We start from the raw sequence: 26,816 nt of genomic DNA, 5'->3' as shown, positions 1-26,816 counted from the left end.
CTCATGCCAGAAGCGTAAATATCATTTTATCGGATAGTTATTGTTTTCTAAACTCCCGCCATTGAACCACGCAGCAATCAATCAACAACCAGCAGAAGGGAGGCCACATGTCAGGAAAAACCGTCAACAGCGCGATTCTATTACTTGTCCTTGGCAACGCCCTGGCGCTGGTCTCTGATGTGTTCATCAAGTTGCTGGAGCCGGGGGCGCCGATTTTCCAGTTTGCTTTTGTGCGCAGCCTGCTGACCCTGGTTCTTCTTCTGCCCCTGTGGCACATGGTCGACACCAGCCGCCTGTTCCAGGGCTTCGGTGTGCACCTGCTGAGGGCCCATATCCACCTGGTGGGGATCATCTGCATGGTGGTCGCCCTGATTACCCTGCCTTTGGCAACGGCCAATGCTCTATTTTATGCCGCGCCGATTCTGGTCATGGTATTTTCCGTAGTGTTTTTCCGGGAACGGCTGACACCGCTGAGCATATTGGCGGTTGTGAGCGGATTTGCCGGCATTATCGTGATCCTGCGGCCGGTGGAGTTGGGCTGGGGCGCCCTGAGTGCTCTGGCGGCGGCTGCCACCCTGGCCCTGAATGCGGTGCTGGTGCGCAAATTGCCCCGCACCCAATCCACGGTCCACAAACTGATTCTCAATTACTTGCTGATTCTTCCAGCGGGCCTTGCCCTGATGCTCTGGGAAGGCGCTGCCTGGGATGGCGAAATCCTTTTCAGCGCAGCCGGCTCCGCCCTGTTCATTCTGGGCTACAACGTCACGGTTTTGCTGGCCTACCAGCAGGTCGAAGCTAACCAGGTCACCAGCGCCGAATATACCGGGCTGATCTGGGCGGTCTTCTTTGGCTGGATAGGATTCGGTGAAATGCCCGACCTGTGGTTCCTGGTAGGCAGTACCATGATTGTGGTGCCATTGGTTCTGTTGGGCCTGCGCCGGCGCAAGTCCGTGCCAGCGCGGCCGTTCAGCGCGATCCCTGCCACGGAAACGCCCTGATGGGGCCCGTCAGGAGCCTAACCGGTCCGGACACTAGCTGCCCAGGCCGGTACTGCGGATAAAGCCCGCAATACCGGTCAGCATGATCTCAGCCGCCATGGCGGAGAGGATCAGGCCGCTGATCTTGGACATGATGTTGAGGCCGGTCTTGCCCATGACCCGCTCCAGATAGCCTGACAGGTATAACAACCACGCCATCATTGCCAATCCGGTCACCAGTCCCAGCAGCCCCCCCGTCACCTCGGAAAAGCTTTTGAGTTCAGCGCCGTAGACCAGTATGGCACCAATGGTGGCCGGGCCGATCATGACCGGAATCGCCAGCGGCACCACGGCGATGTCATCCCTGTCTTCATCCGGCAGGCCGGTGGCATGGCTGCGGGTGCCGCTGGTGACCAGGCTGATAGCGGTCAGAAACAGCAGGGCACCGGCACCGATCCGGAACGAATCCAGGGTAATGCCGATAGCGTTGAACAGGATGGGCCCTGCGAAGAACAGCACCACTCCCAGGATCAGGGCAGAAATACAGGCCCGCTTGATAATGGCCGCTTTTTCCATAGCCGACTGGCCACGGGTGAGCGCCAGGAACATGGTGACCACGAAAAACGGTGCCAGCAGGAACAGAAAGCGGATGGTACTGCTCAGATAGGTACTGAAGAAGACTGAAAGCATGTCAGGTCCGGAATCAGAAAGGTTGAGCCGCCCATCATAGCCACCCATTCTGATCTGCGTTATGGTCAGTTACCGATACGGATATCCGGAAATGAACCTGTACAAGGAGCCAGTCATGCACCTAAGTGAACCCCTTTCCCTCCAGACCAAACGCGGCCTGTTCACCTACCGTGAAGGCGGCGACCCCGCCGGCATACCCCTAGTCATGATCCACGGCTGGCCGGAAAGCTCCTATTGCTGGGAGCAGGTCGCCCATCACCTGGCGCCAGGGCTTCGCATTATCGCACCGGACCTCAGGGGCCTGGGCGACAGCGAACGCACGCCGGATCTGGGGCACTATCACAAACATGAGCTGGCCCAGGATGTCATCGCACTGCTGGATGGCCTGAAGATCAACCAGTTCAATCTGGTCGGCCACGACTGGGGCGGCGTTGTGGCCCAGGAAATGGCGCTGGCTGAACCCGGACGGGTCGAGCGCCTGGTGATCATGAACATTGCCGTGATCAATAATCTCAAGGGCAACCAGGAAGTCATCGAAAAAGTTCGCAGTAGCAGCGGTAACCCCTACTGGTACCAGCATTTCCTGCAGACGCCCGACTTACCGGAAGCCATGATCCCCGGTGCCGAAGAAGCCTGGCTCGGGCACTTCCTCAAGACCTGGAATGGCGAACCCTTCCCACAGGATGCCCTGGATGAGTACGTGCGTACCTTCCTGACCCCGGGCACTCCAGGCACAAGTGCCAACTACTACCGCACCTTTGGCGCCGATGCCAAGCGCTGGGCCACCCTGGCAAGCCACGTATGGCCCATGCCCTCACTGTACCTATACGGCAACAAAGACCGCATCATTATTCCTGAATACCTGAACCACATCGACGACTGCTTCGAAGACCTGCGGATAGAGCAGATCGAGGCCGGGCATTTTCTGCAGGAGGAGCAGCCGGCTCTGGTGGCAGACTATCTTAACGACTTTCTGGATGTCAGCTAAGGCCTGATTGCCGCGGCCTCAGCGCTGGCGACGATAGACCCAGTTGGTGGCGATATCATCGCAGACGATGAGGCCCCTGCCCGCCTCCGCACAGGCATTCAGGTCCTGGGGCAGCTTATCGGTGTAATGATCCTGCACCCCAAGGGTCTGCTTGTCTTTCTTAAGCAGTTGAAAGGTCTCTTCCATACGGCCGGCAAAATCCACCCGCTCTTCCTGCATCCGGTAAAACGCACGATGGAAGCGGGTAAAACTCATGGTATTGGCACCCAGGCCAATACTGAGCATGCCGGCGATATAACGGTCATAGGCCCCGGAAAGATAGGCCCGCACTTCGGCATCGTCGCCCGGACCACCCTCGAAACCCGGCAGGTCCAGTCTGTTGGCGAGGGCCAGGGCACCGTCCGCAAGTTCTCGGTTCTGCTGGTTTGCCACAAGTTTGTAAGTCTTGCCATGGCAGGAGATGGTGGCGCCTTTGAGCTGGCACCGGGCCAGGGGATCGCCCCCACTTGTGCCCGAGCCGACAGAGCGGTCCCGATCATGGGAGGGCAACGGCCGGGTGGCTTCGGCAGTTGGCCCAGAAGGGGGTTTCGGGGACTCTGACTGGTCTGCCAACACAATACCCAGGGCCGCTGCCGGCCTTTTAAGCAATAACAACTGGACCTGGGGATCATTGCGACGGAAATCCACCAGCGAAGGCAGGCTCTGGCCAGCACCCTGGCTCACCACCTGACAATATACCCGCTCGTTCGGGGACTGTGCCGATGCAAGGCAGGATTCGTCTTCGCTAGCCTGGCCGGGAGGCGTACTAAGCAGAACCAGCAACAGGGCTGACCAGTAACCTGTGGCCGGCGCCTGGTGTAGTAAGGGAAACCTTTTATCAGACATGCAGAACCCCGACACAGGACAACCTGACAATGTGTGGTAGAACAGTATGGTGAAACAGTTTGGTAAAACAGTGTTCGGAAACGTGTGCTCTGAAAACGAACGGGGGCAGTGGAACGCTTAGTGACAGTCCCGTCGAAACAGGCACTATGCTGCCACACACGGGGGCCCGATGAACAATACCGAGTTCTAATAAAAGCAGGTACAGCCGGCCCGGCCTCCGGTCAGGTCAGGTCAGGTTCAAATAGAGTGTCAGCGGGGCCACGACCGTTACGGCCCAGCCAAACAGGGCCAGCACGCCGTCCCGTGAAATGATGGCCAGCCCAAAGGCCATCAGTGCAACCCCGGCGATACTGGAACTGAAAGGCACCACTTCCGTGGCCGGCATGAATATGGCGATGACCATACACACCACAGCGGTGACATAGAGCCCGGGCCCTTTTACCAGCAGGGTTGCACGGGGCCGCAGAAGACGGTCGATCCGGCGCGCCGTCGGCCGCAGTAATTCCAGACCACGCACAAGCTTGTCCCTTGGCACCTCGCGCCTGACCAGCAGGGCGGGCAGCCAGAAGTGCTTCCGACCAGCCAGAATCTGGCCCAGAGTCAGAAGCACCAGCAGACCCATCAGCGTTGGCATGCCGGGCATGCCACTGAGCGGCGTGACCAGGATAAGCCCCACCAGTAGCAGCACCGGCCCGAAAGAGCGCCGACCCACCGCGTCCAGCATCTCGCCAATGGAAATATGTTTGTCGCCAGGTGCCTTGCTTTCAATGCGATCCAGCATCTGTTCAAGGTTGGCAGGTTCGTATTTTTCAACCACGGCGCCGGTTCCTTCGGGGCTCAGGTTTGGAGTCTGCTTCCAGTCAACCACAATCCTTCTCCGCCTAGAAGTGCGGGGCATGAAATCCCCTTCATCTCTGGCCCAGAACCACCCGTGCCATCAGGTCTTCAATGCGACGGATAGCCTCTTCGTCACCTTTCTTGCCGGTGAGCACCACCTGTGAGCCGATGGTTGCGACATACAGCAGCAGGGACAGATCCCGTACCCGCTCCGGATCTTTGGTCAGACGCTCGAACAGGGTGCAGTTCTGGTTGATCCGGGCAGCGTCCACCTCCGTCACCAGCTCGGCGGCGTAGTCATTGCGACGGGCATAATCCCGCACTGCCAGTTCCACCTGCAGACGTCGGATATTCCTTGAGGCGTCGGTCAGCAGCAGCTCAAGAATCTGGCGCAGCTCGGCCTCAACCTCGCCACCGCGGGGCTTCCAGTACTGGAGCTCATGAAGACGCCGGTCCCGCCAGCGATTGAGAAAACTCACCACCAGGTCTTCATGATCCTTGAAGTGCCAATAGAAACTGCCCCGGGTCACGCCCAGCTTCTTTGCCAGGGTCAGTACCCGAAGCTGGCCAAAGCCCCCTGCCGCCACTTCCCCTGCTGCGGCGTCCAGCCAGTCATCCCGGGTGAGCTGGGGCTTGTCCGATACAGTTCGGCTGCGTCGGGCAGGAGCTTGGGGATCAGTCATATACAGCTTCCTGGGGTCTCGGAGTAGACGATGTTGAATGATCATACTGAGCGGGGCCGGATTCTACCTGAAGCGTTGACCAGCCTGACAACATACATTAGTGTATGGGCACACAATACACCAGTGTATGGGAACAGTCACCCACGGATTCCCGGCACAGAGTCTGAGACCAGGCGGGGCCGAAGCCATCCGGCTTGCCACCTCCGCCCTGCCCACAAGGAGCTGCACATGAGTACCGCGCATTACGACGTCAACGGTGATATCGCCGTTATCCGACTCGACAACCCGCCGGTCAACGGCCTGGGCCTTGCCCTGCGCCAGGGTATCGTTAATGGCCTCAAGAAAGCCGAAGACGATAACGCCATCAAGGCCGTGGTTATCATCGGTTCCGATCGTGCTTTCTCCGGCGGCGCCGACATCAGCGAATTCGGCACCTCAAAGATGCTGGCCGAGCCTATCCTGACAACCGTTATCCACTACCTGGAAACCTCCAGCAAGCCGGTTATTGCCGCGATCAGTGGGGCCTGCATGGGCGGCGGGCTTGAACTGGCCCTCGGTTGCCATTACCGGGTTGCCAAGCCGGACGCCCAGATTTCCCTGCCGGAAGTGAAGCTGGGCCTCCTGCCCGGCGCCGGCGGCACCCAGCGGCTGCCCCGGCTGATCGGTGCTGAGCATGCCCTCAACATGATTGTCTCCGGTGCTGCCATGCCAGCCAAACAGTTCCAGGGCAGCCCTTTGTTCGACGAGATTGTCGAAGGGGACCTGATGGAGGGCGCAACGGCCCTGGCCCGCAAGATTATCGACGACAACCTGCCCCTCAAGCGGGTGCGGGACCTGAAAGCAAAGCACGCAAACCCGGAAGGCTTCTTCATGTTTGCCCGCAATACCGTGGGTGCAGTGGCGAAGAATTACCCCGCGCCCCTAAAGTGCGTTGATGCGGTAGCGGCCGCGGTCACCAAGCCTTTTGATGCCGGCATGCAGGTCGAGCGCGATGCCTTCTCCCATCTGGTCCAGACCCCTGAATCCCGGGCTTTGCGCCATGCTTTTTTTGCTGAGCGCCTGACCAGCAAGGTCGCCGACGTGCCTTCCGATACCCCAACCCGGGAAATCAATAAGGTCGGTGTCATTGGCGCCGGCACCATGGGTACCGGGATTTCCATCAATTTCCTGATGGCCGGCATTCCCGTCACCATCGTCGAAATGAAGCAGGAAGGCCTGGACCGGGGCATCGCCCATATCCAGAAGGTCTTTGAAGGCCGGGTCAAGAAAGGCAAGATGAAGGAAGACAAGGCCAGGGCCTGCCTGGACCTGCTGACCACCTCCCTCGACTATGAGCCACTGGCTGATGTGGACCTGGTGATCGAAGCCGTATTCGAGGAGATGAGCGTCAAGCAGTCGGTGTTCGAGACCCTGGACAAAACCTGCAAGCCCGGCGCCATCCTGGCGTCCAACACCTCCACTCTGGACCTGAACCAGATCGCCAGCTTCACCAGACGCCCGGAAGATGTGATCGGTCTGCACTTCTTCAGCCCTGCCAACATCATGAAGCTCCTGGAAGTGGTCCGCGGCGACAAGACGGCGAAGGACGTGCTGGCCACCGCCATGAAACTTGCCAAGACCATCAAGAAAACCGCTGTGGTTTCCGGTGTCTGTGATGGCTTTATCGGCAACCGCATGATCAACCAGTACCAGCGCGAAGCTCTGCTGATGCTGCAGGAAGGCGCCAGCGTCCAGCAGATCGACAAGGCCATCGAGAAATTCGGCTTTGCCATGGGACCCTTGCGCATGGCGGACCTGGCCGGTGGCGACATTGGCTGGGCCATCCGCAAGCGCCAATACGCTGAAAAGCCCGGCATGAAAAAGATGGTGGTGGCCGACCGGCTGTGCGAAATGGGCCGCTACGGCCAGAAGACCGGCTCAGGCTTCTATCGCTACGAGCCCGGCAACCGCAACGCCCTGCACGACCCGGAAGTGGACAGGGTAGTGGACGAGGTCCGCGCTGAGCTGGGCATTACGCCGCGCAAGATTTCCAACCAGGAAATCGTTCAGCGCTGTGTCTACGCCCTGGTAAATGAAGGGGCCCGGCTGCTGGAGGAAGGCATTGCCCAGCGTGCGTCCGACATCGACATGGTGTACCTCACCGGCTACGGCTTCCCTGTCTTCCCTGGCGGCCCCATGCATTACGCTGAAGAAGTGGGCCTGGCCAACGTGGTTCGTGACATGGAGCCCTTTGCCGACAACCCCCACACCGAGCCCGGCTTCTGGGAGCCCGCGCCGCTGCTGGCCCGCTGCGCCGCCGAAGGCAAGCGTTTCGACGACAAGGCCAAGTAGGCGCCCCGACTAATTTTCCGGCTGCGCCAGGAGCGTAGCCGGTATCAGGAGAACTGTTATGTCCAATGATGTCGTTATTGTATCCACTGCCCGTACGCCACTGGGTAAATCCTGGCGCGGCGGTCTTAACATGACCCATGGCGCCACCCTGGCCGGCCATGCGATTCAGCATGCCGTGGAACGTTCAAAGGTCGACCCCAACGAAATTGAAGACGTGCTGATGGGCTGTGCCCTGCCTGAAGGCTCCACCGGTAACGATGTGGCCCGCATGGGCGCCATCCGTGCCGGCCTGCCGGTGTCGGTCGCCGGTGCAACCATCAACCGCTTCTGTTCGTCCGGCCTGCAGGCCATCGCCATGGCGGCGCACCACATTGCCGTGGACCGGGTACCTGTCATGGTTGCTGGCGGCGTGGAGTCCATCTCCACCGTGCAGGCCAGCGTTAACCAGAACTACTTCATGGAACCCTGGCTGGCCAAGAACAAGCCCGAGCTTTACTGGTCGATGTTGGATACTGCGGAGACCGTCGCCAAGCGCTACGACATCAAGAAAGAAGACATGGACGAGTACGGCGTACGCAGCCAGCAGCTGTCCGCCAAAGCCCGGAAAGATGGCAAGTTCGACGATGAAATCGTACCCATCACCACCACTATGGGTGTTGCCGACAAGGCCACCGGCCAGCTCAGCACTCAGGAAGTGACTGTGAGTCAGGACGAGGGCATACGCCCGGACACCAACCTTGAAGGCGTCAGCAAGATCCGCTCAGCAAAGGCAGGCGGTGTGGTAACCGCCGGCAACGCCAGCCAGTTCTCCGACGGTGCTTCTGCCTGTGTACTGATGGACAGCAAGATTGCCGAACAGCGCGGTGTCGCGCCCCTGGGCATTTTCCGGGGCTTCGCAGTTGCGGGCTGTGAGCCGGACGAAATGGGTATCGGTCCTGTATTCGCCGTGCCCAAGCTACTCAAGCGCGCTGGCCTGACGGTTGATGACATCGGCCTATGGGAGCTCAACGAGGCCTTTGCGGTTCAGGTGCTCTACTGCCAGCGCAAACTGGGTATTCCCATGGAGCGCTTGAACGTCAACGGTGGCGCCATTGCGGTTGGTCACCCCTACGGAACCACCGGTTCACGTCTGGTTGGCCATGCCCTGATCGAAGGCAAACGTCGTGGCGTTAAATACGTTGTGGTTACCATGTGTGTTGGTACGGGCATGGGTGCTGCCGGGTTGTTCGAAGTCGCCTGATAGATGGCCTAAATCGTCCGGTGCATGGCGGCTCGCGGGCAGTGGTGTCCGAAACACGCTGTAAACACGTCCGTGTGCGCTTGGGCTCCGCCATCCCTGGCTCCGCACAGTTTCGGACACCACTGCCCGCCAGCCTCCTTGAGCTTGGCAGCAAAAGTAGACACGCTTTGGGCCTGGTCACTGTGAGCTTAACACCCTGAGCCAAGAGCAGTTTCAGGCAAGTATTAACTCGAAGCGTTGGGCGGGTATCCCCTTTCAAAACTGTGCGGAGCCAGGGATGGCGGAGCCCAAGCGCCCCATGGATGGGCCGAAGGAGCGTGTTTTGAAAGGGGATACCCGCCCGGCGCAACAGCCCAAGTTTCAGGCAAGGTTTAAAGAAACTCACGCAGCTCCAACAGTCACAACCATTTACCTCAGCCAACAGAAAGAGGTGCTCCATGGACCTGAACTACACCCCCGAACAGGACCAGTTCCGCGAGGAAGTTCGCAAGTTCCTCGCAGACAACCTGCCCGATGACATCCGCCAGCGCGTCAAGCAGCGCCTGCGACCCACCAAGGAAATGACCCAGCGCTGGCAGCAGATCCTGTTCAAGCGCGGCTGGGCTGCCTCCGCCTGGCCCCAGCAGTTCGGTGGCCCGGGCTGGGACGCTATCGAGCAGTTGATATTCGAGGAAGAATGCGCGGTGGCCGGCGCTCCGAGGCAGCTCGATTTCGGCCTGCGCATGGTGGCGCCGGTGATCATGACCTTTGGCAACGAAGAACAGAAAGAGCGCTTCCTGCCCGGCATCCTGTCCGGCGAAGACTGGTGGTGCCAGGGCTATTCCGAACCCGGCGCCGGCTCCGACCTGGCCTCCCTGCGCACTACGGCCAAGCACGAAGGCGATCATTATGTGGTCAATGGCCAGAAAACCTGGACCACTCTCGGCCAGCACGCCGACTGGATCTTCTGCCTGGTGAGAACCAGCTCCGAGGGCAAACCCCAGCAGGGCATCTCCTTCTTGCTGATCGACATGAAGACCCCGGGCATCAGCGTTCGCCCCATCATCATGCTGGATGGCGAGCACGAGATTAACGAAGTCTACTTCGACAACGTAAAAGTGCCGGTAGAAAACCTGGTGGGTGAAGAGAACAAGGGCTGGACCTACGCCAAGTTCCTGCTCGGCCATGAACGCACCGGTCTGGCCAACGTCGGCCAGTGGAAAGCGCTGATGAACCGACTGAAAGAACTGGCCCGGGAAAGTCGCGACGGCCAGCGTCCGTTGATCGAGAATGTCCGCTTCCGGGACCGCCTGGCACAGCTGGACATGGAACTGCGCGCGCTGGAGCTGACCGTGCTCAGGGTGCTGACCAACGAATCCGGCCCCGGGCCGCAGGCCTCCATACTCAAGATCCGCGGTACCGAAGTAGGCCAGGCCCTGTTCGAGCTGTTGATGGAAGCCATGGGACCGGATGCCATCGCCCACATCCCTGATGCCCTCGACCTTGGCTATGAAGGTCCACGGGTGGGCGCGGCGGACGCGGCACCGGCTGCCGGTGACTATTTCAACATGCGCAAGCTGTCGATCTTTGGCGGGTCCAACGAGATCCAGCGCAACATCATCGCCCAGATGGTTCTGGGCCTGTAAGGAGCGCGTTATGAACTTCAATCTGACAGAAGAACAGCAGATGCTTCAGGATTCGTTGCGGCGCTTCCTCAGCAACGAGTACACCTTTGAGAAACGCGGCCAGATCATCCACTCCGGCAAGGGTGTGGACGAAACCACCTGGCGGGCCTTCGCGGATATGGGCCTGCTGGGGTTCACCTTTCCGGAAGAGAACGACGGCCTCGGGGGCAACGCCATCGACACCATGCTGGTGATGGACAGCTTTGGCCGTGCCCTGGTGGTGGAACCCTACTTGTCGACCGTAGTTCTGTGCGGCGGCCTGATCCGGGATGCCGGCAGTGACAGCCAGAAAGCGGCCATTCTGCCCGCCATTGCAGCCGGCGAGCACCTGATGGCCTTCGCCCACAGCGAGCCCGGCAGTCGATACAATCTTTCCCAGGTAGTCACGACCGCTGAAAAAACCGGTGATGGTTATGTGCTTAACGGACGCAAAACCGCCGTGTTACACGGTAGCCAGGCGAACCAGCTGATCGTATCCGCCAGATCCCACGGCGATATTGCCGATCCAGAGGGCGTTTCCCTGTTCCTGGTGGATCGCAACGCAAACGGCCTTACGGTTCGTGATTTTGCCACCCACGATGGCCACCGTACCGCCGAGCTCACCCTGGACAATGTCCAGCTCAACCACGATGCTTTGATAGGCGAGCAGGAGAAGGCACTACCCCTGATTGAGAAAGCAACGGATCTGGCCATCGCCGCCCTGTGTTCAGAAGCCGTGGGGGCCATGGAAGCGCTCAACGAAGCGACTCTTGAGTACCTCAAGACCCGTAAGCAGTTCGGCGTGCCCATCGGCAAGTTCCAGGTTCTGCAACATCGCATGGCGGATATGTTCATCGCCACCGAGGAAGCCAAGTCCATGGCCATTCTGGCAGCCAGCGAAGCGGATTCCGACGATCGGGAGGAGCGGCGCCGCGCCCTTTCCATGGCCAAGGCCCTGGTGGGCCAGTCAGCCCGCAAGGTGGGGCAAGATGCAGTGCAGCTGCACGGCGGCATGGGCGTAACCGACGAAATGCTCGCCGCCCATCTCTTCAAGCGGCTTACTTTAATCAATCTACTGTTTGGCGATGCTGACTACCATCTCGGTCAGGTCAGCGACCAACTGCTGGCCGCCACGGCCTGAACCAAGGAGCAAACATGAGTGTCAAGCAACTGTTCGATCTGACCGGCAAGGTCGCGCTGATTACCGGCGGCTCCCGTGGCCTGGGGCTCCAGATGGCGGAAGCCCTGGGGGAAATGGGTGCCCGGGTTGCCATTACCGCCCGCAAGCAGCACGAGCTGGATGAGGCCGAGAGCCACCTCAAGGGCCTGGGCATTGATGTCGTGACCCTGTCGGCGGACCTCTCCAATCTGGAAGGCATTCCCGATGTAGTGGAGAAGATCGTCGCCGGGCTGGGGGATATCGACATTCTCGTCAACAATGCCGGCGCAACCTGGGGCGCACCGGCAGAAGACTACCCACCGGAAGGCTGGATGAAGGTCATGAACCTGAACGTCAACGCCACCTTTTTCCTGACCCAGACCGTGGCCAAGCGCTGCATGATTCCCCGCAAGTCCGGCAAGGTGATCAACATCGCCTCCATCGCCGGGCTTTCCGGTAACCCGGAAGCCATGAAGACCATCGCCTACAATACCAGCAAGGGTGCGGTGGTGAATTTCACCCGGGCGCTGGCGTCGGAGTGGGGTCACCACAACATCAACGTTAACGCCCTGTGCCCCGGTTTCTTTCCCTCCAAGATGTCCCAGGGTCTGCTTGAAAGCCAGGGTGACTCCATGCTGGAGCGCATACCCCTCAATCGCTTCGGCGGCGAGGAAGACCTCAAGGGCGCAGCTGTGTTGATGGCCTCCGAAGCCGGTCGGCACATCACAGGCCAGTGCCTGGCCGTGGACGGTGGAACTCTCGTCAGCTGATCAGGTGCGCTGCCCTACCCAGGCAGCCAGAGACGGGCCCCTTGGGCCCGCTTTTCTATACCCGTCGTCAGGCCGGAACGGTGGCTTTGCCCTGTTCTGAGCCAGCTGCCATGATGCCGGTCGAAGCCTTCGCTCTGTCATGCCCAGGCATGCATCGATACACGGCGGCATCAAATGACCGGGTCTGCTGGCGGAACTGCCAGGTAAAACCCGGCCACAGAGTGGTGTTCCTGCCATTCTCATTGACGTACCAGCTCTTGCAGCCGCCGGTCTGCCATACCGAATCCCCCAGCCTCGCATGGACCGAGGCGTTGTAACGGCTCTGGGCCTCGGCCTTGACCTCAACGCTCTGCCAGCCTTTGCGCTTCATTTTGCGGATGGCATCCAGCACGTACTGAACCTGGGACTCAATCATGTAAACCATGGAACTGTGGCCGAGACCTGTGTTCGGCCCCATGAGCATGAAGAAATTGGGAAAACCTGACACCGTGGTGCCCTTGTAGGCCTCCGCTCCGTCTTTCCAGGCATCCAGCAGATCAAGGCCCTTGCGACCGTAAACGACACCACGGGGGATGGGGTCCTGGGCCTTGAAGCCGGTGCCGTAGATGATGCAGTCCACTTCCCGTTCCACGCCCTTGCTATCGACGATGATATTGCCACGCACTTCCTGCACGCCGTCGGTGAGCACGTTCACATTGTCCTGGGTCAGCGCCGGGTAATAATTGTTGGAAATCAGTACCCGCTTACAGCCGAAGTCGAAATCCGGTGTCACCTTGCGGCGCAGCTCCGGGTCGCGGATCTGGCTGCGAATATGCCTGCGAGCCTGCAATTCACCCAGTTTTAGGATACGTGGATTGATGACAAAGCCCAGCACACGAGCCTCCAGCATCCAGTAAATGCTGTTGCGAAGCACATTCAGCGTCTGGGGCACGCGGCGGAACAGGGCACGTTCAACGGGCGTGATAGACCGGTCCGGCTTCGGCATGATCCAGGGAGGCGTGCGCTGGTACAGGTCCAGCCTGACAGCGCCTTTTGCCACTTCCGGTACAAACTGAATGGCACTGGCGCCGGTTCCTATCACGGCCACCCGCTTGCCCTTCAGGTCATAGTCGTGGTCCCAGTCCTGGGAATGGAAGCTCTTCCCGGTGAAGGTCTCAAGCCCTTTGATATTGGGATAGGCCGGGGTGCTCAGGCCACCCATACCGGAGACCACTATCGATGATTCAAACTGCTGGAATTCCGGCAGCTCGGTATCGCTACGGTCCAGCTGGTCTCCGGGGTTGAGGCCTCTCTTCTTCATGTACTGCCACAGACTTGGGCCGTCGACGGTCTCGATCGTCCAACTCTGGCCAGCTTCATTGAACCGGGCGCCGGCAACGTGGGTATTGAGCCTGATGTGGGCCATCAGTCCGTACTTTTCAGCGCAGGCCTTGAGGTAGGCCTTGATCTCTTTCTGCTGGGCAAACATCCGCGACCAGTTCGGGTTCTGCTCGAAAGAAAATGAGTAAAGGGCCGACTGGACGTCACAGGCGCACCCGGGGTAGTGGTTTTCATGCCAGGTGCCGCCCACATCATCGCTCTGCTCCAGTATGACGAAGTCAGTAAAGCCGGCCTCTTTGAGCTTGATGCCCATACCGAGGCCGGAAAAACCGGTGCCGATAATGGCGATCGGGGTCTGAGCGGGAATTGTCTTGGTCATACTCACCTCATTCTCCGTAATGCTCGTACTGAGCAGGTGTCTGTTGTTCTGTTCGCCAGCTCATAGGGGTTCCTGCTGGCGGTAGACAAATGTATACACCTGAAGTAGACGACTGTATACTTTTAGGGTCCCGAAGCCGGCCTTTTGGCCCTCCATGACAACAAGGCGTCCCAATGAGCGTGATAACAGGCGGCAAACTGAAACTGGTACAGGCGGCCCTGAGGCTGATTACCGAAAGCCGCAGCCTGACCTCTCTGGGCCTGCGGGAACTGGCCCGGGAAGCCGGCCTGAATCCCAACACCTTCTACAGGCATTTCAGGAACCTGGACGAATTCGGGCTGTTCGTGCTGGGCTATATCGCAGAAGACATGAAGCGAGGCGTGCGGGAGCTGCGCCAGATGGCGGAAAGCTCAGACCAGGCTGCCCACGAGACGGTGCAGTACGTGTACCGTTACTTCCTGGCCAACCCCGCGGCGACCACAGTCGCGGTGAGGGAGCTTCACGGCGCATCGCCCCTGCTGCGACGGGCCCTTGAAACCCAGCTGAGCGCCAGCGCCCGGGAGATGGCGGAAGATATTATCGACCGGAACCTGGTGTCCGGGCTGTCAGAAGCGGTGATCCACGAAATCTCGGGCATGACCATCCGCTATATCCTGTTCCGTGCCATGGATTACATTGAAAAGCCCCAGCAGCGGGATCAGATACAGCAAGAAACCGAACGCTTCATCAATCGCCAGTTCAAGGGTGCGTTCGTGGAGCAGCTGGAACCACAGGACATTGCCCGTGCCATGCAGATGTTGTCATTGAGGTAAGCTGGAACAATGGGGCAGAAATGCCCCCCAGATCCGGTCCTGAGCTCAGCCGTCAGGACCGGCCCAGGTCATTCGGTGGTGTTGTAGACGTAGGATGAAACTGTGCCGTCCTCGTTGAAGCGCACCACAAGATCAGTGGTTTCGGCATCGCCAAAGGCGGACCAGCGGTATTTGCCATAGGTCCAGGTGCGCTTGCCATCTTCCAGGCCGGTGCGCCAGGGCTCACCAAACATCTGTTCGATGTCTGCCCGGGTGGTTTCACCGATCTTTATCTGGTCAATATCGCGGGTCGGGAATTCATTGCCCACGTTGGCACAGCCTGATACAAACAGGGCAAACGTTAGCAGCACAACGGTAAAAGCAGACGTCACTGATCTCATGGTGTTTCCTTCTCGTCGGTCAATCTGGTGGGCCAATTCGGTCCGCGTCTGGGCGTCCTCAGGACTCTGGATAGTGCACGGCTTCGATACAGGATACAAATACCGGACAGTAAGGAAAACTACGGGTCTCAGGTAGCGCTCCGTAGACCGACGCCAGCGTTTCCGGCCCCCCGGCGCTGGCATAAAAAAAGGCCGCGGAGCATACGCCCGGCGGCCAACTTCAACCTGTGTACTTACCGCTCTTTCACTGCTCTTTCACGCCTGTCTTCAAGCTTGTGCAGCTGGCAATCGGGCTATGGCCGGTTGCTTCGCCAGGTACTGGCTCAATAGAGCTTGGTCAGGGACTTTTTGGCGAATGGCTCGATGGCATCGGCCCGGCCGTCCTTGAGTTTTACCAGCCACTCCGGATCCTGCAGCAGGGCACGACCGACAGCCACCAGATCAAATTCCCGGTTATTCATGCGTTCCACCAGCTCGTCAATGCCGGACTGCTGGACGGCTTCCTGCTTGCTTGCGAAGGTGCCGCTGATGAAGTCCTCGGTCAGGCCCACGCTGCCCACAGACATGGTGGGTTTGCCGGACAGCTTCTGGGTCCAGCCCGCCAGGTTCAGGTTCGAGCCCTCGAACTCGGGCTCCCAGAACCGTCGGGTAGACGCATGGAAGATATCCACACCTGCTTCCACCAGCGGCAGCAGGAACTGCTCGAGCTCTTCCGGAGTAGTCGCCAGACGCGCATCATAGTCCTGCATCTTCCATTGGGAGAAGCGCAACATGATCGGGTACTCCGGGCCGACCCGATAACGGATGGCTTCAATGATCTCAATAGCGAAGCGCTGGCGGTTGGCCATGGAGCCGCCGTACTCGTCGTCGCGCTGATTGGTGGCTTGCCAGAAGAACTGGTCGATCAGGTAACCGTGGGCGCCATGAATCTCGACGCCGTCAAAACCCAAGGCCTTGGCGTCCTGGGCGGCATCAGCGAAGGCATTGACCACATCCTGGATGTCTTCCTTACTCATGGCCTTGCCATTGGCCTTGCCCGGTGCATAGAAGCCGGACGGGCTGTAACCGGGCACACTGGCGTCCGGTTCCGTGCCCGCCTTACGTACCGCGCCCACATGCCACAGCTGAGGGAAAATAGCACCGCCCGCCTCATGGACAGCGTCCACCACCTTCTTCCAGCCAGCCAGAGCCTCAAGCCCATGAAAAGCCGGGACATCGGGATAACCATTGGCGGCGGCATGATTAACGGTGGTGCCTTCGGTAATCAACAGGCCAACGCCACCTTCCGCCCGGCGCCGGTAATAGTCCACGACGTTTTCACCTGGCACGTTGCCGGGAGAGAAGTTGCGGGTCATGGGTGCCATCGCGACCCGGTTACGCAGCTTGAGCGATTTGTCTTCAAAGGGTTCGAACAAGGGACCAAGATTCAGGGACATGGCAAAGCCTCCAGTACATCGGCGTCTTTCTCACGAACCAGAATTCAGGTCTGGGGACGGCCGATTTTGGTGAGTAGTTTACTCATTAATTTGGTTTCGTAATGCAACCCTATTGAATCTGGTTTTAAAATGCAACCCTATTCGGTACACTCGAAACCATGGCCAGAAAACGTTTTGATGACTCAAACTGCTCCGTCGCACGCGCCCTCAATGAAGTTGGGGACTGGTGGTCGCTGCTGATTGTCCTACAGGCAATGTATGGCGTTCGCCGGTTTGTGGATTTCCAGCAGGAGCTGGGCATTGCCCGCAACATTCTCTGCGACCGGCTCGCTCGTCTTGTGGACAATGAAGTATTGCAGAAAGTCGAAGTGGGCGAGCACGGCTCAAGGCAGGAATACCGGCTCACCGATAAAGGCCGGGACCTGTTTCCGGTAGTTATTGCCTTGCGTCAGTGGGGCGACAAATGGAATCCGTCACCGGACGGCGCGCCCCTGAACTTGAGAGACCGAGAAAACGGCCAACCCATCCGTGCCATGGCGGTCCAGAGCATGGACGGTCGGGAGCTCACGGTGCGGGATGTGTACGTGCCTGAGGAAGATGTTCCAGAGACCGGCTCGCAAAATGCCGGGAGTGTTGGCTAAGCCACTGGTGTTGCAGCTATTTCCGGTTCAGTTGAGCCAGGTCAAGTTCCCGTCGCATCTCAGCCCGAGTCCAACCACAGTCTTGCGCTATATCAAGTCCTGACCCTCACGAAACCTTAACCTGAGCACATCCATTCTCTGGTTAAGGAAACCAACATGACTTCACCTGGTATTCGTCTGCTTCCTCTGGTTGCCACCGCTATGCTGGCTTCGCCCCTGGTCCACGCCTACGATGCCGGCGACCTGATCCTGCGCGCCGGCGTGGCCGTAGTTGACCCCCAGGATTCCAGCGGCAATGTCCGGGTAGGCGCTACCGAACTGGACGGCTGGGAAGTGAACGTGGACTCCAATCGCCAGCTGGGCCTGACGGCCAGCTACCTTGTCAGCGATCACTTCGGGGTCGGTCTGCTTGCCGCGACCCCCTTCAAGCACAACATCAGCGGTGATGGCGCAGCACTGAATGGCGCCGGCAAACTGGCCGAGACCAAGCACCTGCCGCCGACTCTGACCCTGCAGTATTTCCCCCTGGCCAGCGGCAGTACCGTGCAGCCCTATCTGGGGATCGGGGTGAACTACACCAACTTCTTCGAGGAAGAAACGACACCAACCCTGACCGGTGCACTCGGCGCCGACCGTTCCACCATCGAACTGGACGACAGCATCGGCCTGGCTGCAGAGCTTGGGGTGGACATTGCCCTCGATGAGCGCTTTGGCTTCAACGCTGCCATCTGGTGGGCTGACATCGACACCGAAGCGACCATCAAGGGCTATGACAGTGCCGGCAACCTGAAGGCCACCGGCAAAGTGGATGTGGATATTGATCCGCTGGTATATATGCTCGGTTTCACCTACCGGTTCTGATACCGCCCGAGGCAAGCCCGAAAGCAGCCACAAAAAAACCGCCGTCATTGCTGAGGGCGGTTTTTTCATTGTCCCGAGCCGAAACCGCTGGTTCCGGCTCAGGTTCGGGTCAGGCGGTTTCGCGCCTGGCCGACGGGCGCCGCGACTGGGGGTTATTGCTGTTACCAGCCCCCCGAGCACCGCCGGCACCGGCGCTGCGGCCACGGTTCTGAACGCCGCCATTGCCACCATTGCCACCCCGTCCACTGTTGGAGCGTTGAGCTGGCTTGGGTGCTGCGGACATTCTGCCGCTGGGCTCGAAGCCTTCAACGATCTTGCGGGGCAGCTCTTTCTTGATCAGCCGCTCGATGCCCGCCAGCATCTTGCCTTCATCCGCGCTCACCAGAGAAAGCGCATGGCCGCTTTCGCCTGCCCGGCCAGTTCGACCGATACGGTGAACATAGTCTTCCGGCACATTGGGCAGCTCGAAGTTGACTACCTGGGGCAACTGCTTGATATCGAGACCGCGGGCCGCGATATCCGTAGCTACCAGAACCCGCACGGTGCCCTGCTTGAACTCGTGCAGAGCACGGGTTCGGGCGCCCTGGGACTTGTTGCCGTGAATGGCTGCCGCCGTGATGCCGTCTTTCTCCAGTTTCTGGGTCAAACGATTGGCACCATGCTTGGTACGGGTAAACACCAGCACCTGCTGCCAGTTGTTGTGCGTCACCAGTTGACTCAAAAGCGCCGACTTCTGGCTCTGGTCAACCGGGTACACGGTCTGCTCGACCTTGTCCGCGGTGGCGTTACGCACCGCAACCTCGATCAGAACCGGGTTGTTCAGCATGCCTTCGGCAAGCTTGCGGATCTCGCCCGAGAAAGTAGCCGAGAACATCAGGTTCTGGCGCTTGGCCGGCAACAGCGCAAGAATCTTTCGAATGTCGCGGATAAAGCCCATGTCCAGCATGCGATCGGCTTCGTCCAGTACCAGGGTCTCGACCGCGTCGAAACGGACAGCGCCCTGCTGGTGCAGATCCATAAGACGACCTGGTGTTGCCACCAGAACATCAACGCCACGGCGAAGCTTGGCGATCTGGGGGTTGATTTTCACCCCCCCGAACACAACCGCTGACGAGGTGGGCATGTACTTGCTGTAGAGCTCTACGCTGGCTGCCACCTGGGCCGCCAACTCTCGGGTCGGCGTCAGGATCAGGGCACGGATGCCCTTGCCCTGGCGCTGGGTTTCGTTCAGACGTTGCAGCAGCGGCAGGGTAAAACCGGCGGTTTTGCCTGTCCCTGTCTGGGCTGCTGCCATGACGTCCTTACCGGATAACACGGCAGGGATAGCCTGGGCCTGAATGGGTGATGGGGTATCGTAACCCTGGTCCGCAGTTGCACGTACCAGCTTCTCGGACAAACCGAGTGAAGAAAAATCCATAAATTAAATCTCTTGCGGTTCCTGCCCGCTTACAGGGGGAGGACCGTGAACAAGTCATCGAATATAAAACGACTGCGGTCGCGCGATCTTACTGGCGCCGCCCTCTGAAAGGTCGTATCGGATGGGGTCGTACTGCCGGTTTTGCCGCCAGTAACGAAATCCTTCGAGGTAGGAACAAGGGCACCTTAACAGAGTGCCCGGCAAATAACGACTATTGTTGGTACTTTTGCTGACAAAGCATTTCTCCGCCCGGTGAGCCCTGTCACAGCAGCCTTACCCCATCAGCATGGTCATACCTGCTGCCGCCAGCCCAACCAGCAGGAGCGTAAAGACGGACAGCATCCTGTTCCAGTGCAGTGCTGCGTGCCAGGCACTATAGCCGGATAACCGCTCCATTAGCAGTGACGTCGCCGAATAGGGTGTACCAGAAGCGGTAATACCCCAGCTCACCACCATGACCAGCCCCAGAGCCAGTACCGATTCAGCCGGCCACATGGGGCCCAGCACGCCGCCCACCAGGGTACCGGTAATGATCGGATTAACACCGATCATGCCGGCCAGGAAGTAGGCCCAGGGCACCAGCATGGCTGCTACCGGGTAGGCCCAGGGCGCCAACTGCTGGCCGTCACTGATGTACGCCAGGGCCAGGGTGCTGATCAGTGAGCCCAGAAAGGCTGAACCGCCGACGATCACAAGCTCATTACTGACGGGGGCGAGCGAAGGCAGTCCCACCTTTTCCCGGATTAACAGCCGGTACAGCGCGGCCAGAATCACGGCGGCCAGGCAACTGAGGGTGACCGCCCGGGAGTAGCTCACACCCATGCTGGCGCTGAGAGCCAGAGTGGCCGCACAAATACTGCCTATGGTCAGGGCAAACCTGAGCCAGGGCGCCCATTCGATAGCGCCGGCAAGCGCAGGTTCTCTGGTTGATACCTCCGGCTCCCTATACCGGGCACTCAGCAGCAGAAAGACCAGGGCAATGGGCAGGCTCAGGCTGAGCAGTTCAACACTGTGAAGCCCCGGCACCAGGGTCAGCGTCAGGGCTACAGAAATGGAAAGCGGCGAGCACATGGGGGCGGTGCCAAAGCCCCGAAGCAGGCTGCGTGTCACGTTGCGGGTCTTGGCCGAGTCCCCTCCTTCCCGGACCTCCTCGCCCACCAGCGTGGAAACCACGGCCACAGCACCGAAGTTAAGCGGAAGGGAGAGAAAGGCGGTGCCAAAACCAACCCGGTAATAGCGACCAAGGGCGCGGCCACCGAAGAGGCTGCGTGAAATGGCACGGATATCGGGAGACTGGCTGAGAATGGCCGAGAGCAACATTACACTGATGATCAAGGCGGCCAGCCTGGTCATATTGCCGGTGGCCAGAACCAGAGCCCCAGGCTCCGTCGCCAATGCCAGGGCAAAGCCTATGGCAACCAGAACCGAAAGCATTCGGGTGATACGCCGCAGATCGCCCCAGCCCATGATCACGGCCACACTGACCGCCAGCGCCCCAGTCACACCCATGCCGGGAATGAACGCGACCGTGCCGGCGGCCAGAGCGAGGTACGCAAGCAGGGACCGAACCCGTAGGCGGGTCAGGATGGGTCGAGTCAATGACAAGAGGCGCTACCAGGCCAGCCAGATGACATGTCGGGCGCCCTTGCCTGGGCGATGAGCACGAACGGTCACTGCCTCCACAACCAGTCCAACCTTCCGAAGACGCTCGGTGAACTCGGGATCCGCTCCGGCCGACCAGTAAGCAAGAATGCCATCGGGGCGAAGGGCGGATTGGGCCGCGGTTATACCCGCAGTGGAGTAGATCCAGTTGTTTTCCTTCCGGGTAAGGCCTTCCGGCCCGTTGTCCACATCCAGCAGGATGGCGTCGTAGGCGCCTACCTCCCGCTTTAACAGCTTGCCTACATCGCCCAGGTGGACCCGGGTACGGGGATCCTTCAGCGGATAACCGGCAGCCGAACCCAGGGGGCCCTGATTCCACTCCTCCACCTCCGGCACCAATTCGGCCACCACCACTTCTGCGTCAGCGGCAAGCCCTTTCAAGGCAGCTGCCAGGGTAAACCCCATGCCCAGCCCGCCAATAAGCACCCGTGCACCCTCGCGGCCGGCAATACGCTCGCAGGCAAGGTCTGCCAGAGCGTCTTCCGAGCCGTGGAGCCGACTGTTCATGAGCTCGCCTGTGGTGCCGGCGATCTTGATGGAAAATTCGTCATTTCGTTGCAACAAGCGTAGTTCGCTCCCCTGCCCGGGAATGGTTGCAGTGCCGATAAGTTCATAGCGGGCCATGGGTCTGCTCATGTGAAGGGATGGACGGCGAATCTTAGCGTGGCAGGCCTGGGCTGTACCAGTATGCTGATCCCGAGGAAGCCAGGCTGCGTATCTTTCCATAGGGGCATGGGCAGCCTAAAATCTGTCCGGCAGGCTCCGTAATCTTCCGGAGCAAGGCTCCCTGGCATGCCGGCGAAAGCCACGGTAGCCCGTGAGAATGTTAGACTGCGCCCGCATTCCCTTCCTCTGCAATTAATTCATCAAGAGATGTCCAATGAGAGCCGCACCATGAGAGTCATAATCCAATATTTTTTCCGCACCCTGCGCCTGGTACTCACTCCCCTTGTGCTGCTCAACGAAAAACTGAGCACACCCGCCCAAGGGGTCCAGCGCTCACCCCAGGCACAGGCCGAAGCTGACCAGGCTTGCTCTGACCTGGCCCTCTACCAGTTCAAGGCTTGCCCATTCTGCATCAAGGTCCGCAAGGAGATCGCCCGCCTGGGATTGGACATCGAAACCAGGGACGCCCAGCACGACCAGAGCCATCGGGCGGCACTGGAAGCCGGTGGCGGACGCGTCAAGGTGCCGTGCCTGTTGATCAGACACCAGCAAGGCAAGGAAGAATGGCTCTACGAATCCGACGCCATTAAAACCTGGCTTCAGAACCGGTTCGAGCCAGCCCGTGCCTAGCGCGGGCCGGGCTACCAGACCTCCTCGGTAGGCTTGTCTTTCTTGAACTCTTCCGGGGTCACCTCGCCGTCGCCGTCTTTGTCGTACAGGTTGAGGACCCGCTCGCCCCGGTCCCGTTCGTGCGCGTCCACATGGGGGTTCTGGCTGCCCTCGTCTCCAGCGGCCGGTGCCCCGAAAGCGCTAAGCTCATGCTCATCCAGAACGCCGTCATCGTTCTGATCAAGGCGCTCGAAGGTGATGTTATCACCTGAGTCAGCGCCCTGGTCCCCACCCTGATTGCCTGCCTGGGGCTCTGCTAGGGTCGGGGCCGTCAGGCCGCCGAGAACAATAACCATAAAAGTCGCGACAGTGACTTTGTGCATGGATTTTTCCTCTTTTTTGCTTATGAGGTCCGTATTCCAGACGCAAAAAAAGGGAGGTCGGCGCTTCTTCGTCAAGAAGAAGGCCTCACTCCCGACTATCTAACTAGACATCTCTGACTAACTAGAGGTCTTTGACCAGTTACTGGGTTTGCTGGCCCTTACCCATCTTGTCATGACCACTTTCATATTCCTCTTTGGAAACGTCGCCACTTTCATCTGCATCAAGACGGTTCATCATGCGCTCACCACGCTTGTCAGCCTTGGCTGGATCGTCAGCCTCTGTGCCACCCTGGCCAGCGGCAGTCGCGCCGAGCTCATTGAGCTCCTCTTCGTCCAGAACCCCATCTTTGTTCCGGTCAAGGTCATCAAAGCCCATCTCGTTTTCGTTAACGGCGGCGGTGCGGTCGTTGATCTGCTCGTTCTCTGGCTGCGCCTCAAGCTTGGTAGCGCCTTCTTGACCTGTCTGTTGGCCAGTAGTCACCTGATCCGTCATGGATTTGTCTTTATCCATATCCTCGCCTGCCCATACCGGGGTGATAGCGAGAGCTGAAGAAATCGCGGTAGTAAGGATTAGCTTCTTAAACATGGCATCTTCCTTTATGTCCTAGTGAGTTGGTTTCACGGCGTTGACTGGATCAGCGCTTTCGACCATGCACTGCGCTTCCATTTCGACTGAGTGTGTCGGCAGTGCACAAGTACCCCAGCAAGGGTCATGCCAGGATGCAGAGAAAGCGATTGAGTAAGCTCGGAAAATGCTTTATTCCAACCACTTACGTATCGATGAGCTACGTATGCCGAACAGACTCGCGCCAGCAGGAAGCACTCGAACTCCGGAAATATTTACTGCTATTTTGTAAAACCAGCAAAAAGTGCAGGTAGATTATGTCTTAGGCAATCACATCCATTCCCGAACATGCTTTCAGGGCAGAACCTCCGGATAGCGCTGCTTCATCCGGGCCAGGCGATGGATGGTGATCAGGTTGGTCAACAGCACCAGCCCCTCGGCAAGCGTCCCGCCCACAGACCCGATTACAATGTTGTTGAGCATCCACGCAAACGCCGCTCCAGCCAGGACAATGCGCATGGGAATGCCCCGTAGCATGAACATGCCCACCGTCCCCAGCACCGCTGCCGCCAATGGAAATACATCCGTCAGATCACGCCAGGTGAGCGCCGCCACAACCAGGCAGGCCAGTAAAACCAGAAGCATCACCCCGACCTTGCCTTTGTAACGCCGGGCCAGACTTATCCTGACTATGACCAGGAGCGTAAGGGCAGCAGCAGTCCAGCTTCCGAACAGGGCAAACTGCAGCGCAAACGCCACATTGGCCGAGATCAGCAGCACCATGAGCCGGTCGTCCTGCTTGCTGGCAAATCCCGCGACGCAGAACCCGAGCGCAACCAGACTGACAGCCTGACCGGCTATTTCGGCATAGGTCATGTTCTCCAGTACTCCGGGCAGCATAATCCTCCCAAGTCCGAGGCCAGAACACATCTGTTCATAACGGTGAAAAAGAACGCAGGGCAGTCTATGCTAGGAAGCTAACCACCTAAAACTCCAGAGCGGATCGAGATCCTTGGCAGCCATCAATCTTCAGCTTCTTTTTGCCTTTGTGCCTACCTTCTTCGTGGTATCGATTACGCCGGGCATGTGCATGACCCTGGCATTGTCTCTTGGTATCACCATCGGTGTGCGACGGGCAATGTGGATGATGGCCGGGGAACTGATCGGGGTTGGCCTGGTGGCTACGTCCGCTGCCGTGGGTGTCGCGGCCTTCATGTTGAACTACCCCACCGCCTTTACCCTGTTCAAGTATGCCGGCGGCCTTTACCTGGGCTGGCTGGGGGTTCAGTTGTGGCGCTCACGGGGCAAAATGGCAATGCCGGAGGACCCCCAGGCTGCCCCTGAAACCTCCCGGCTTCAGCTTGCCGCCCAGGGGTTCATCACGGCCATCGCCAACCCCAAGGGCTGGGCCTTTTTTGTCGCCCTGCTACCCCCGTTTATTGATCAGAGCCTGCCCATGGCTCCGCAGCTTGCCCTGCTCGTCCTCATCATTCTTGCCCTTGAGTTCCTCTGCCTCCAGCTCTATGCCCACGGCGGACGCCAGCTGCGCCAGGCCATGCGCCAGGGTTCGGGCGTCCGGACACTTAACCGTATTGCCGGCACCCTGATGATCCTGGTCGGCGCATGGCTGGCGTTCGGTTGAGACCCCTGGGGAAATTCAATGACCGCAGACGTTTGGAGCCAGATGCTATTGCAGTTCCCACGCTAACCCCTTAAAAATAGGGCATGACTACAACAACAAAGGAGCCGACTTTCAATGTCGATCGATCCCGCAAAGAAAACCTCACTGCACTGCCTGTACTACTGGGCCAAGCATACTCCGGATAAAGTCTACCTCACCCAGCCGTTTACTGACGGACGGGTCGAGGAAATCACCTGGGGCCAGGCCGCTGACCAGGTGTCCAGGATGGCAGCCCACATCGGCTCCCTGGACCTGCCGGAGCGTAGCAATGTTGCGATCCTGGGCAAGAACAGCGCTCACTGGATACTGTCGGACCTCGCCATCTGGGCATCAGGACACGTTTCGGTTCCCCTTTACCCCACCCTTAACGGTGAAACCGCCGCCTACGTGCTGGAGCACAGTGAAGCCCGCTTGCTGTTCCTGGGCAAGATGGATGGCAAGGCTGACGGCTGGAACGACATCAAGGGTGTCATACCCTCTGATCTCCCCATCATCTCGCTGCCCCTGTCGCCCCGTGACGATACCCCTAAGTGGGCCGAGCTCGTCGCCAAGACCGAGGCTGCCAAGCCCCGCATGCCAGACCCGGATGACCTGGCGACCATCGTCTATACCTCAGGCAGTACCGGGCGTCCCAAGGGCGTCATGCACAGCTTCCGGACCATGATTTCGGTAGCGGACGGGCTACAGCAACTGTTTCCGGTCGGGCCCGACGAGCGGATGCTGTCGTACCTTCCCCTAGCCCATGTGGCTGAGCGGGCAGCGGTTGAGACCCAGTCGCTTTACTACGGTTTCCACCTGTATTTCGCCACTTCGCTCGATACCTTCCAGGAAGATCTTCAGCGGGCGCGGCCCACCCTGTTCTTCTCGGTGCCGCGCCTTTGGATGAAGTTCTACCTGGCTATCAATAACAAGCTGCCGCCCAAGAAGCAGAAAATTCTGTTCAACATCCCGATCCTGAATAGGATCGTCAAGAAGAAGGTGCTCAAACAGCTGGGCCTTGATCACTGCCGGGCGGCCCTGACCGGAGCTGCGCCATTGGCGCCTGAAATCATAGCCTGGTATCGCAACCTGGGGCTGGAACTGCTTGAAGTCTATGGCATGTCTGAAAACTTCGGTTACTCCCACTGTAATCGCCCGGGCCAGGCCAAGGTGGGCACAGTCGGCGTACCCAACCCCGGCGTCGAGCAGCGCATCGGCGAAGGCGATGAAGTCGAAGTCAAGAGCCCCGGCCAGATGCTCGGTTACTACAAGAACGAAGAAAAAACCCGCGAGGATGTAACAGAGGACGGCTTCCTCAAGACCGGGGACATGGGTGAAGTGGACTCAAACGGCTTCCTCCGCATCACCGGCCGCGTCAAGGACCTGTTCAAAACCACCAAGGGCAAGTACGTGGTGCCGGTCCCCATCGAAAACCGCTTCAACCACCCCAAAGCGGAAGTGATCTGTGTGGTAGGGGCCAACCAGCCCCAACCGGCGGCTCTGGTGTTACTGTCCGATGAAGCCCGGGAAGAGCTGGACAAAGGCGGAGACCGTGAAGCCCTGGAAAAGGAACTGGCAGAAGAGCTCGACGACGTCAACGCCAGAAGCGAGGGCCATGAAAAACTGGCGTTTGTGGTGGTGGTCCGAGAACCCTGGACCATGGAAAACGGCATGCTGACGCCCACCATGAAAATCAAACGCAATGTGATAGAAAACCAATACGCCGACAAGATGGACAGCTGGTATGCCCAGGGCAAGAAGGTTATCTGGGAATAGGCTTCAATCGCGACACCAGGACTAGCGGAAAATAAGAGAACCGAGG

26 protein-coding genes are annotated in these 26,816 nt (G+C 59.2%); 13 read left to right on the top strand and 13 right to left on the bottom strand.

Features of this window, described 5'->3' with window-relative positions; all coding sequences use genetic code 11:
- Positions 1-107: 107 nt before the first annotated feature.
- A complete protein-coding gene (locus G7W63_RS09455; protein ID WP_166256617.1) occupies positions 108-998 on the top strand; it encodes a DMT family transporter in 891 nt (296 codons plus the stop codon).
- A 33-nt stretch (positions 999-1,031) separates the two neighbouring features.
- Here G7W63_RS09455 and G7W63_RS09450 read toward each other — a convergent pair whose 3' ends face one another.
- Positions 1,032-1,667, bottom strand: coding sequence for a MarC family protein (locus G7W63_RS09450; protein ID WP_166258269.1), 636 nt, complete (start codon positions 1,665-1,667; stop codon positions 1,032-1,034).
- A 115-nt stretch (positions 1,668-1,782) separates the two neighbouring features.
- Here G7W63_RS09450 and G7W63_RS09445 point away from each other — a divergent pair, with 115 nt between their 5' ends.
- Complete coding sequence (locus G7W63_RS09445) at positions 1,783-2,655, top strand: alpha/beta fold hydrolase (protein ID WP_166256614.1); 873 nt, start codon at positions 1,783-1,785, stop codon at positions 2,653-2,655.
- An 18-nt stretch (positions 2,656-2,673) separates the two neighbouring features.
- On the opposite strand, the gene G7W63_RS09440 is transcribed toward G7W63_RS09445, so the two are convergent.
- The 3 genes from G7W63_RS09440 to G7W63_RS09430 all read right to left on the bottom strand — a co-directional run bounded on the left by G7W63_RS09440 (position 2,674) and on the right by G7W63_RS09430 (position 5,060).
- On the bottom strand, positions 2,674-3,540 hold the full coding sequence (locus G7W63_RS09440) for a hypothetical protein (RefSeq protein WP_242634371.1): 867 nt from the start codon (positions 3,538-3,540) through the stop codon (positions 2,674-2,676).
- 226 nt (positions 3,541-3,766) lie between these two features.
- Positions 3,767-4,408 (bottom strand): exopolysaccharide biosynthesis protein, encoded by a 642-nt coding sequence (locus G7W63_RS09435; protein WP_242634370.1) that lies wholly within the window; start codon positions 4,406-4,408, stop codon positions 3,767-3,769.
- Between the two features lie 40 nt (positions 4,409-4,448).
- Complete coding sequence (locus tag G7W63_RS09430; RefSeq protein WP_166256611.1) at positions 4,449-5,060, bottom strand: TetR/AcrR family transcriptional regulator; 612 nt, start codon at positions 5,058-5,060, stop codon at positions 4,449-4,451.
- 228 nt (positions 5,061-5,288) lie between these two features.
- Between G7W63_RS09430 and G7W63_RS09425 the strand changes: the two genes are divergently transcribed.
- The 5 genes from G7W63_RS09425 to G7W63_RS09405 all read left to right on the top strand — a co-directional run bounded on the left by G7W63_RS09425 (position 5,289) and on the right by G7W63_RS09405 (position 12,203).
- Positions 5,289-7,391, top strand: coding sequence for a 3-hydroxyacyl-CoA dehydrogenase NAD-binding domain-containing protein (locus G7W63_RS09425; protein WP_166256609.1), 2,103 nt, complete (start codon positions 5,289-5,291; stop codon positions 7,389-7,391).
- A 58-nt stretch (positions 7,392-7,449) separates the two neighbouring features.
- Positions 7,450-8,631 (top strand): acetyl-CoA C-acyltransferase, encoded by a 1,182-nt coding sequence (locus G7W63_RS09420; protein ID WP_166256607.1) that lies wholly within the window; start codon positions 7,450-7,452, stop codon positions 8,629-8,631.
- Between the two features lie 437 nt (positions 8,632-9,068).
- Positions 9,069-10,256 (top strand): acyl-CoA dehydrogenase family protein, encoded by a 1,188-nt coding sequence (locus G7W63_RS09415; RefSeq protein ID WP_166256605.1) that lies wholly within the window; start codon positions 9,069-9,071, stop codon positions 10,254-10,256.
- 10 nt (positions 10,257-10,266) lie between these two features.
- On the top strand, positions 10,267-11,415 hold the full coding sequence (locus tag G7W63_RS09410) for an acyl-CoA dehydrogenase family protein (protein ID WP_166256603.1): 1,149 nt from the start codon (positions 10,267-10,269) through the stop codon (positions 11,413-11,415).
- Between the two features lie 14 nt (positions 11,416-11,429).
- The gene (locus G7W63_RS09405; RefSeq protein WP_166256601.1) at positions 11,430-12,203 is read left to right on the top strand and encodes an SDR family oxidoreductase; all 774 of its coding nucleotides are present in this window, start codon (positions 11,430-11,432) and stop codon (positions 12,201-12,203) included.
- 67 nt (positions 12,204-12,270) lie between these two features.
- On the opposite strand, the gene G7W63_RS09400 is transcribed toward G7W63_RS09405, so the two are convergent.
- Positions 12,271-13,902: a flavin-containing monooxygenase gene (locus G7W63_RS09400; protein ID WP_166256599.1), complete on the bottom strand. Its 1,632-nt coding sequence runs from the start codon at positions 13,900-13,902 to the stop codon at positions 12,271-12,273.
- Positions 13,903-14,075: 173 nt separating this feature from the next.
- On the opposite strand from G7W63_RS09400, the gene G7W63_RS09395 reads away from it, so the two are divergent.
- The gene (locus tag G7W63_RS09395) at positions 14,076-14,714 is read left to right on the top strand and encodes a TetR family transcriptional regulator (RefSeq protein WP_166256597.1); all 639 of its coding nucleotides are present in this window, start codon (positions 14,076-14,078) and stop codon (positions 14,712-14,714) included.
- 68 nt (positions 14,715-14,782) lie between these two features.
- Here the strand turns inward: G7W63_RS09395 and bamE are convergent, their stop codons facing one another.
- Together bamE and G7W63_RS09385 are read right to left on the bottom strand one after the other, a co-directional pair.
- A complete protein-coding gene (bamE, locus tag G7W63_RS09390; RefSeq protein WP_166256595.1) occupies positions 14,783-15,094 on the bottom strand; it encodes an outer membrane protein assembly factor BamE domain-containing protein in 312 nt (103 codons plus the stop codon).
- A 323-nt stretch (positions 15,095-15,417) separates the two neighbouring features.
- A complete protein-coding gene (locus G7W63_RS09385) occupies positions 15,418-16,530 on the bottom strand; it encodes an NADH:flavin oxidoreductase (RefSeq protein ID WP_166256593.1) in 1,113 nt (370 codons plus the stop codon).
- Between the two features lie 158 nt (positions 16,531-16,688).
- On the opposite strand from G7W63_RS09385, the gene G7W63_RS09380 reads away from it, so the two are divergent.
- Complete coding sequence (locus G7W63_RS09380) at positions 16,689-17,171, top strand: winged helix-turn-helix transcriptional regulator (RefSeq protein WP_166256591.1); 483 nt, start codon at positions 16,689-16,691, stop codon at positions 17,169-17,171.
- A 156-nt stretch (positions 17,172-17,327) separates the two neighbouring features.
- A complete protein-coding gene (locus G7W63_RS09375; protein ID WP_166256589.1) occupies positions 17,328-18,032 on the top strand; it encodes an OmpW/AlkL family protein in 705 nt (234 codons plus the stop codon).
- A gap of 109 nt (positions 18,033-18,141) precedes the next feature.
- Here the strand turns inward: G7W63_RS09375 and G7W63_RS09370 are convergent, their stop codons facing one another.
- From G7W63_RS09370 to G7W63_RS09360, 3 genes are all read right to left on the bottom strand, one after another.
- Entirely contained in the window at positions 18,142-19,449 is a 1,308-nt protein-coding gene (locus G7W63_RS09370) for a DEAD/DEAH box helicase (RefSeq protein WP_166256587.1), read from the bottom strand.
- A gap of 273 nt (positions 19,450-19,722) precedes the next feature.
- On the bottom strand, positions 19,723-21,054 hold the full coding sequence (locus G7W63_RS09365; RefSeq protein ID WP_242634369.1) for a hypothetical protein: 1,332 nt from the start codon (positions 21,052-21,054) through the stop codon (positions 19,723-19,725).
- A gap of 6 nt (positions 21,055-21,060) precedes the next feature.
- Positions 21,061-21,735, bottom strand: a complete 675-nt coding sequence (locus G7W63_RS09360; RefSeq protein WP_166256585.1) for a polyamine aminopropyltransferase — start codon at positions 21,733-21,735, stop codon at positions 21,061-21,063.
- Positions 21,736-22,005: 270 nt separating this feature from the next.
- On the opposite strand from G7W63_RS09360, the gene G7W63_RS09355 reads away from it, so the two are divergent.
- Complete coding sequence (locus G7W63_RS09355; RefSeq protein ID WP_166256583.1) at positions 22,006-22,407, top strand: glutaredoxin family protein; 402 nt, start codon at positions 22,006-22,008, stop codon at positions 22,405-22,407.
- A gap of 11 nt (positions 22,408-22,418) precedes the next feature.
- On the opposite strand, the gene G7W63_RS09350 is transcribed toward G7W63_RS09355, so the two are convergent.
- From G7W63_RS09350 to G7W63_RS09340, 3 genes are all read right to left on the bottom strand, one after another.
- Positions 22,419-22,769: an EF-hand domain-containing protein gene (locus tag G7W63_RS09350; protein WP_166258257.1), complete on the bottom strand. Its 351-nt coding sequence runs from the start codon at positions 22,767-22,769 to the stop codon at positions 22,419-22,421.
- Between the two features lie 139 nt (positions 22,770-22,908).
- Entirely contained in the window at positions 22,909-23,355 is a 447-nt protein-coding gene (locus G7W63_RS09345; protein ID WP_166256581.1) for an EF-hand domain-containing protein, read from the bottom strand.
- Positions 23,356-23,688: 333 nt separating this feature from the next.
- Positions 23,689-24,234: a YgjV family protein gene (locus G7W63_RS09340; protein WP_242634368.1), complete on the bottom strand. Its 546-nt coding sequence runs from the start codon at positions 24,232-24,234 to the stop codon at positions 23,689-23,691.
- Between the two features lie 112 nt (positions 24,235-24,346).
- Between G7W63_RS09340 and G7W63_RS09335 the strand changes: the two genes are divergently transcribed.
- Entirely contained in the window at positions 24,347-24,976 is a 630-nt protein-coding gene (locus tag G7W63_RS09335; RefSeq protein ID WP_166256579.1) for a LysE family translocator, read from the top strand.
- A gap of 114 nt (positions 24,977-25,090) precedes the next feature.
- On the top strand, positions 25,091-26,770 hold the full coding sequence (locus tag G7W63_RS09330) for an AMP-binding protein (protein WP_166256577.1): 1,680 nt from the start codon (positions 25,091-25,093) through the stop codon (positions 26,768-26,770).
- The last annotated feature ends 46 nt before the right edge of the window (positions 26,771-26,816 follow it).

The sequence above is a fragment of the Marinobacter salicampi genome, assembly GCF_011074795.1.
GTDB lineage: Bacteria > Pseudomonadota > Gammaproteobacteria > Pseudomonadales > Oleiphilaceae > Marinobacter > Marinobacter salicampi.
This window is presented reverse-complemented; position numbering and strand designations above follow the sequence as displayed.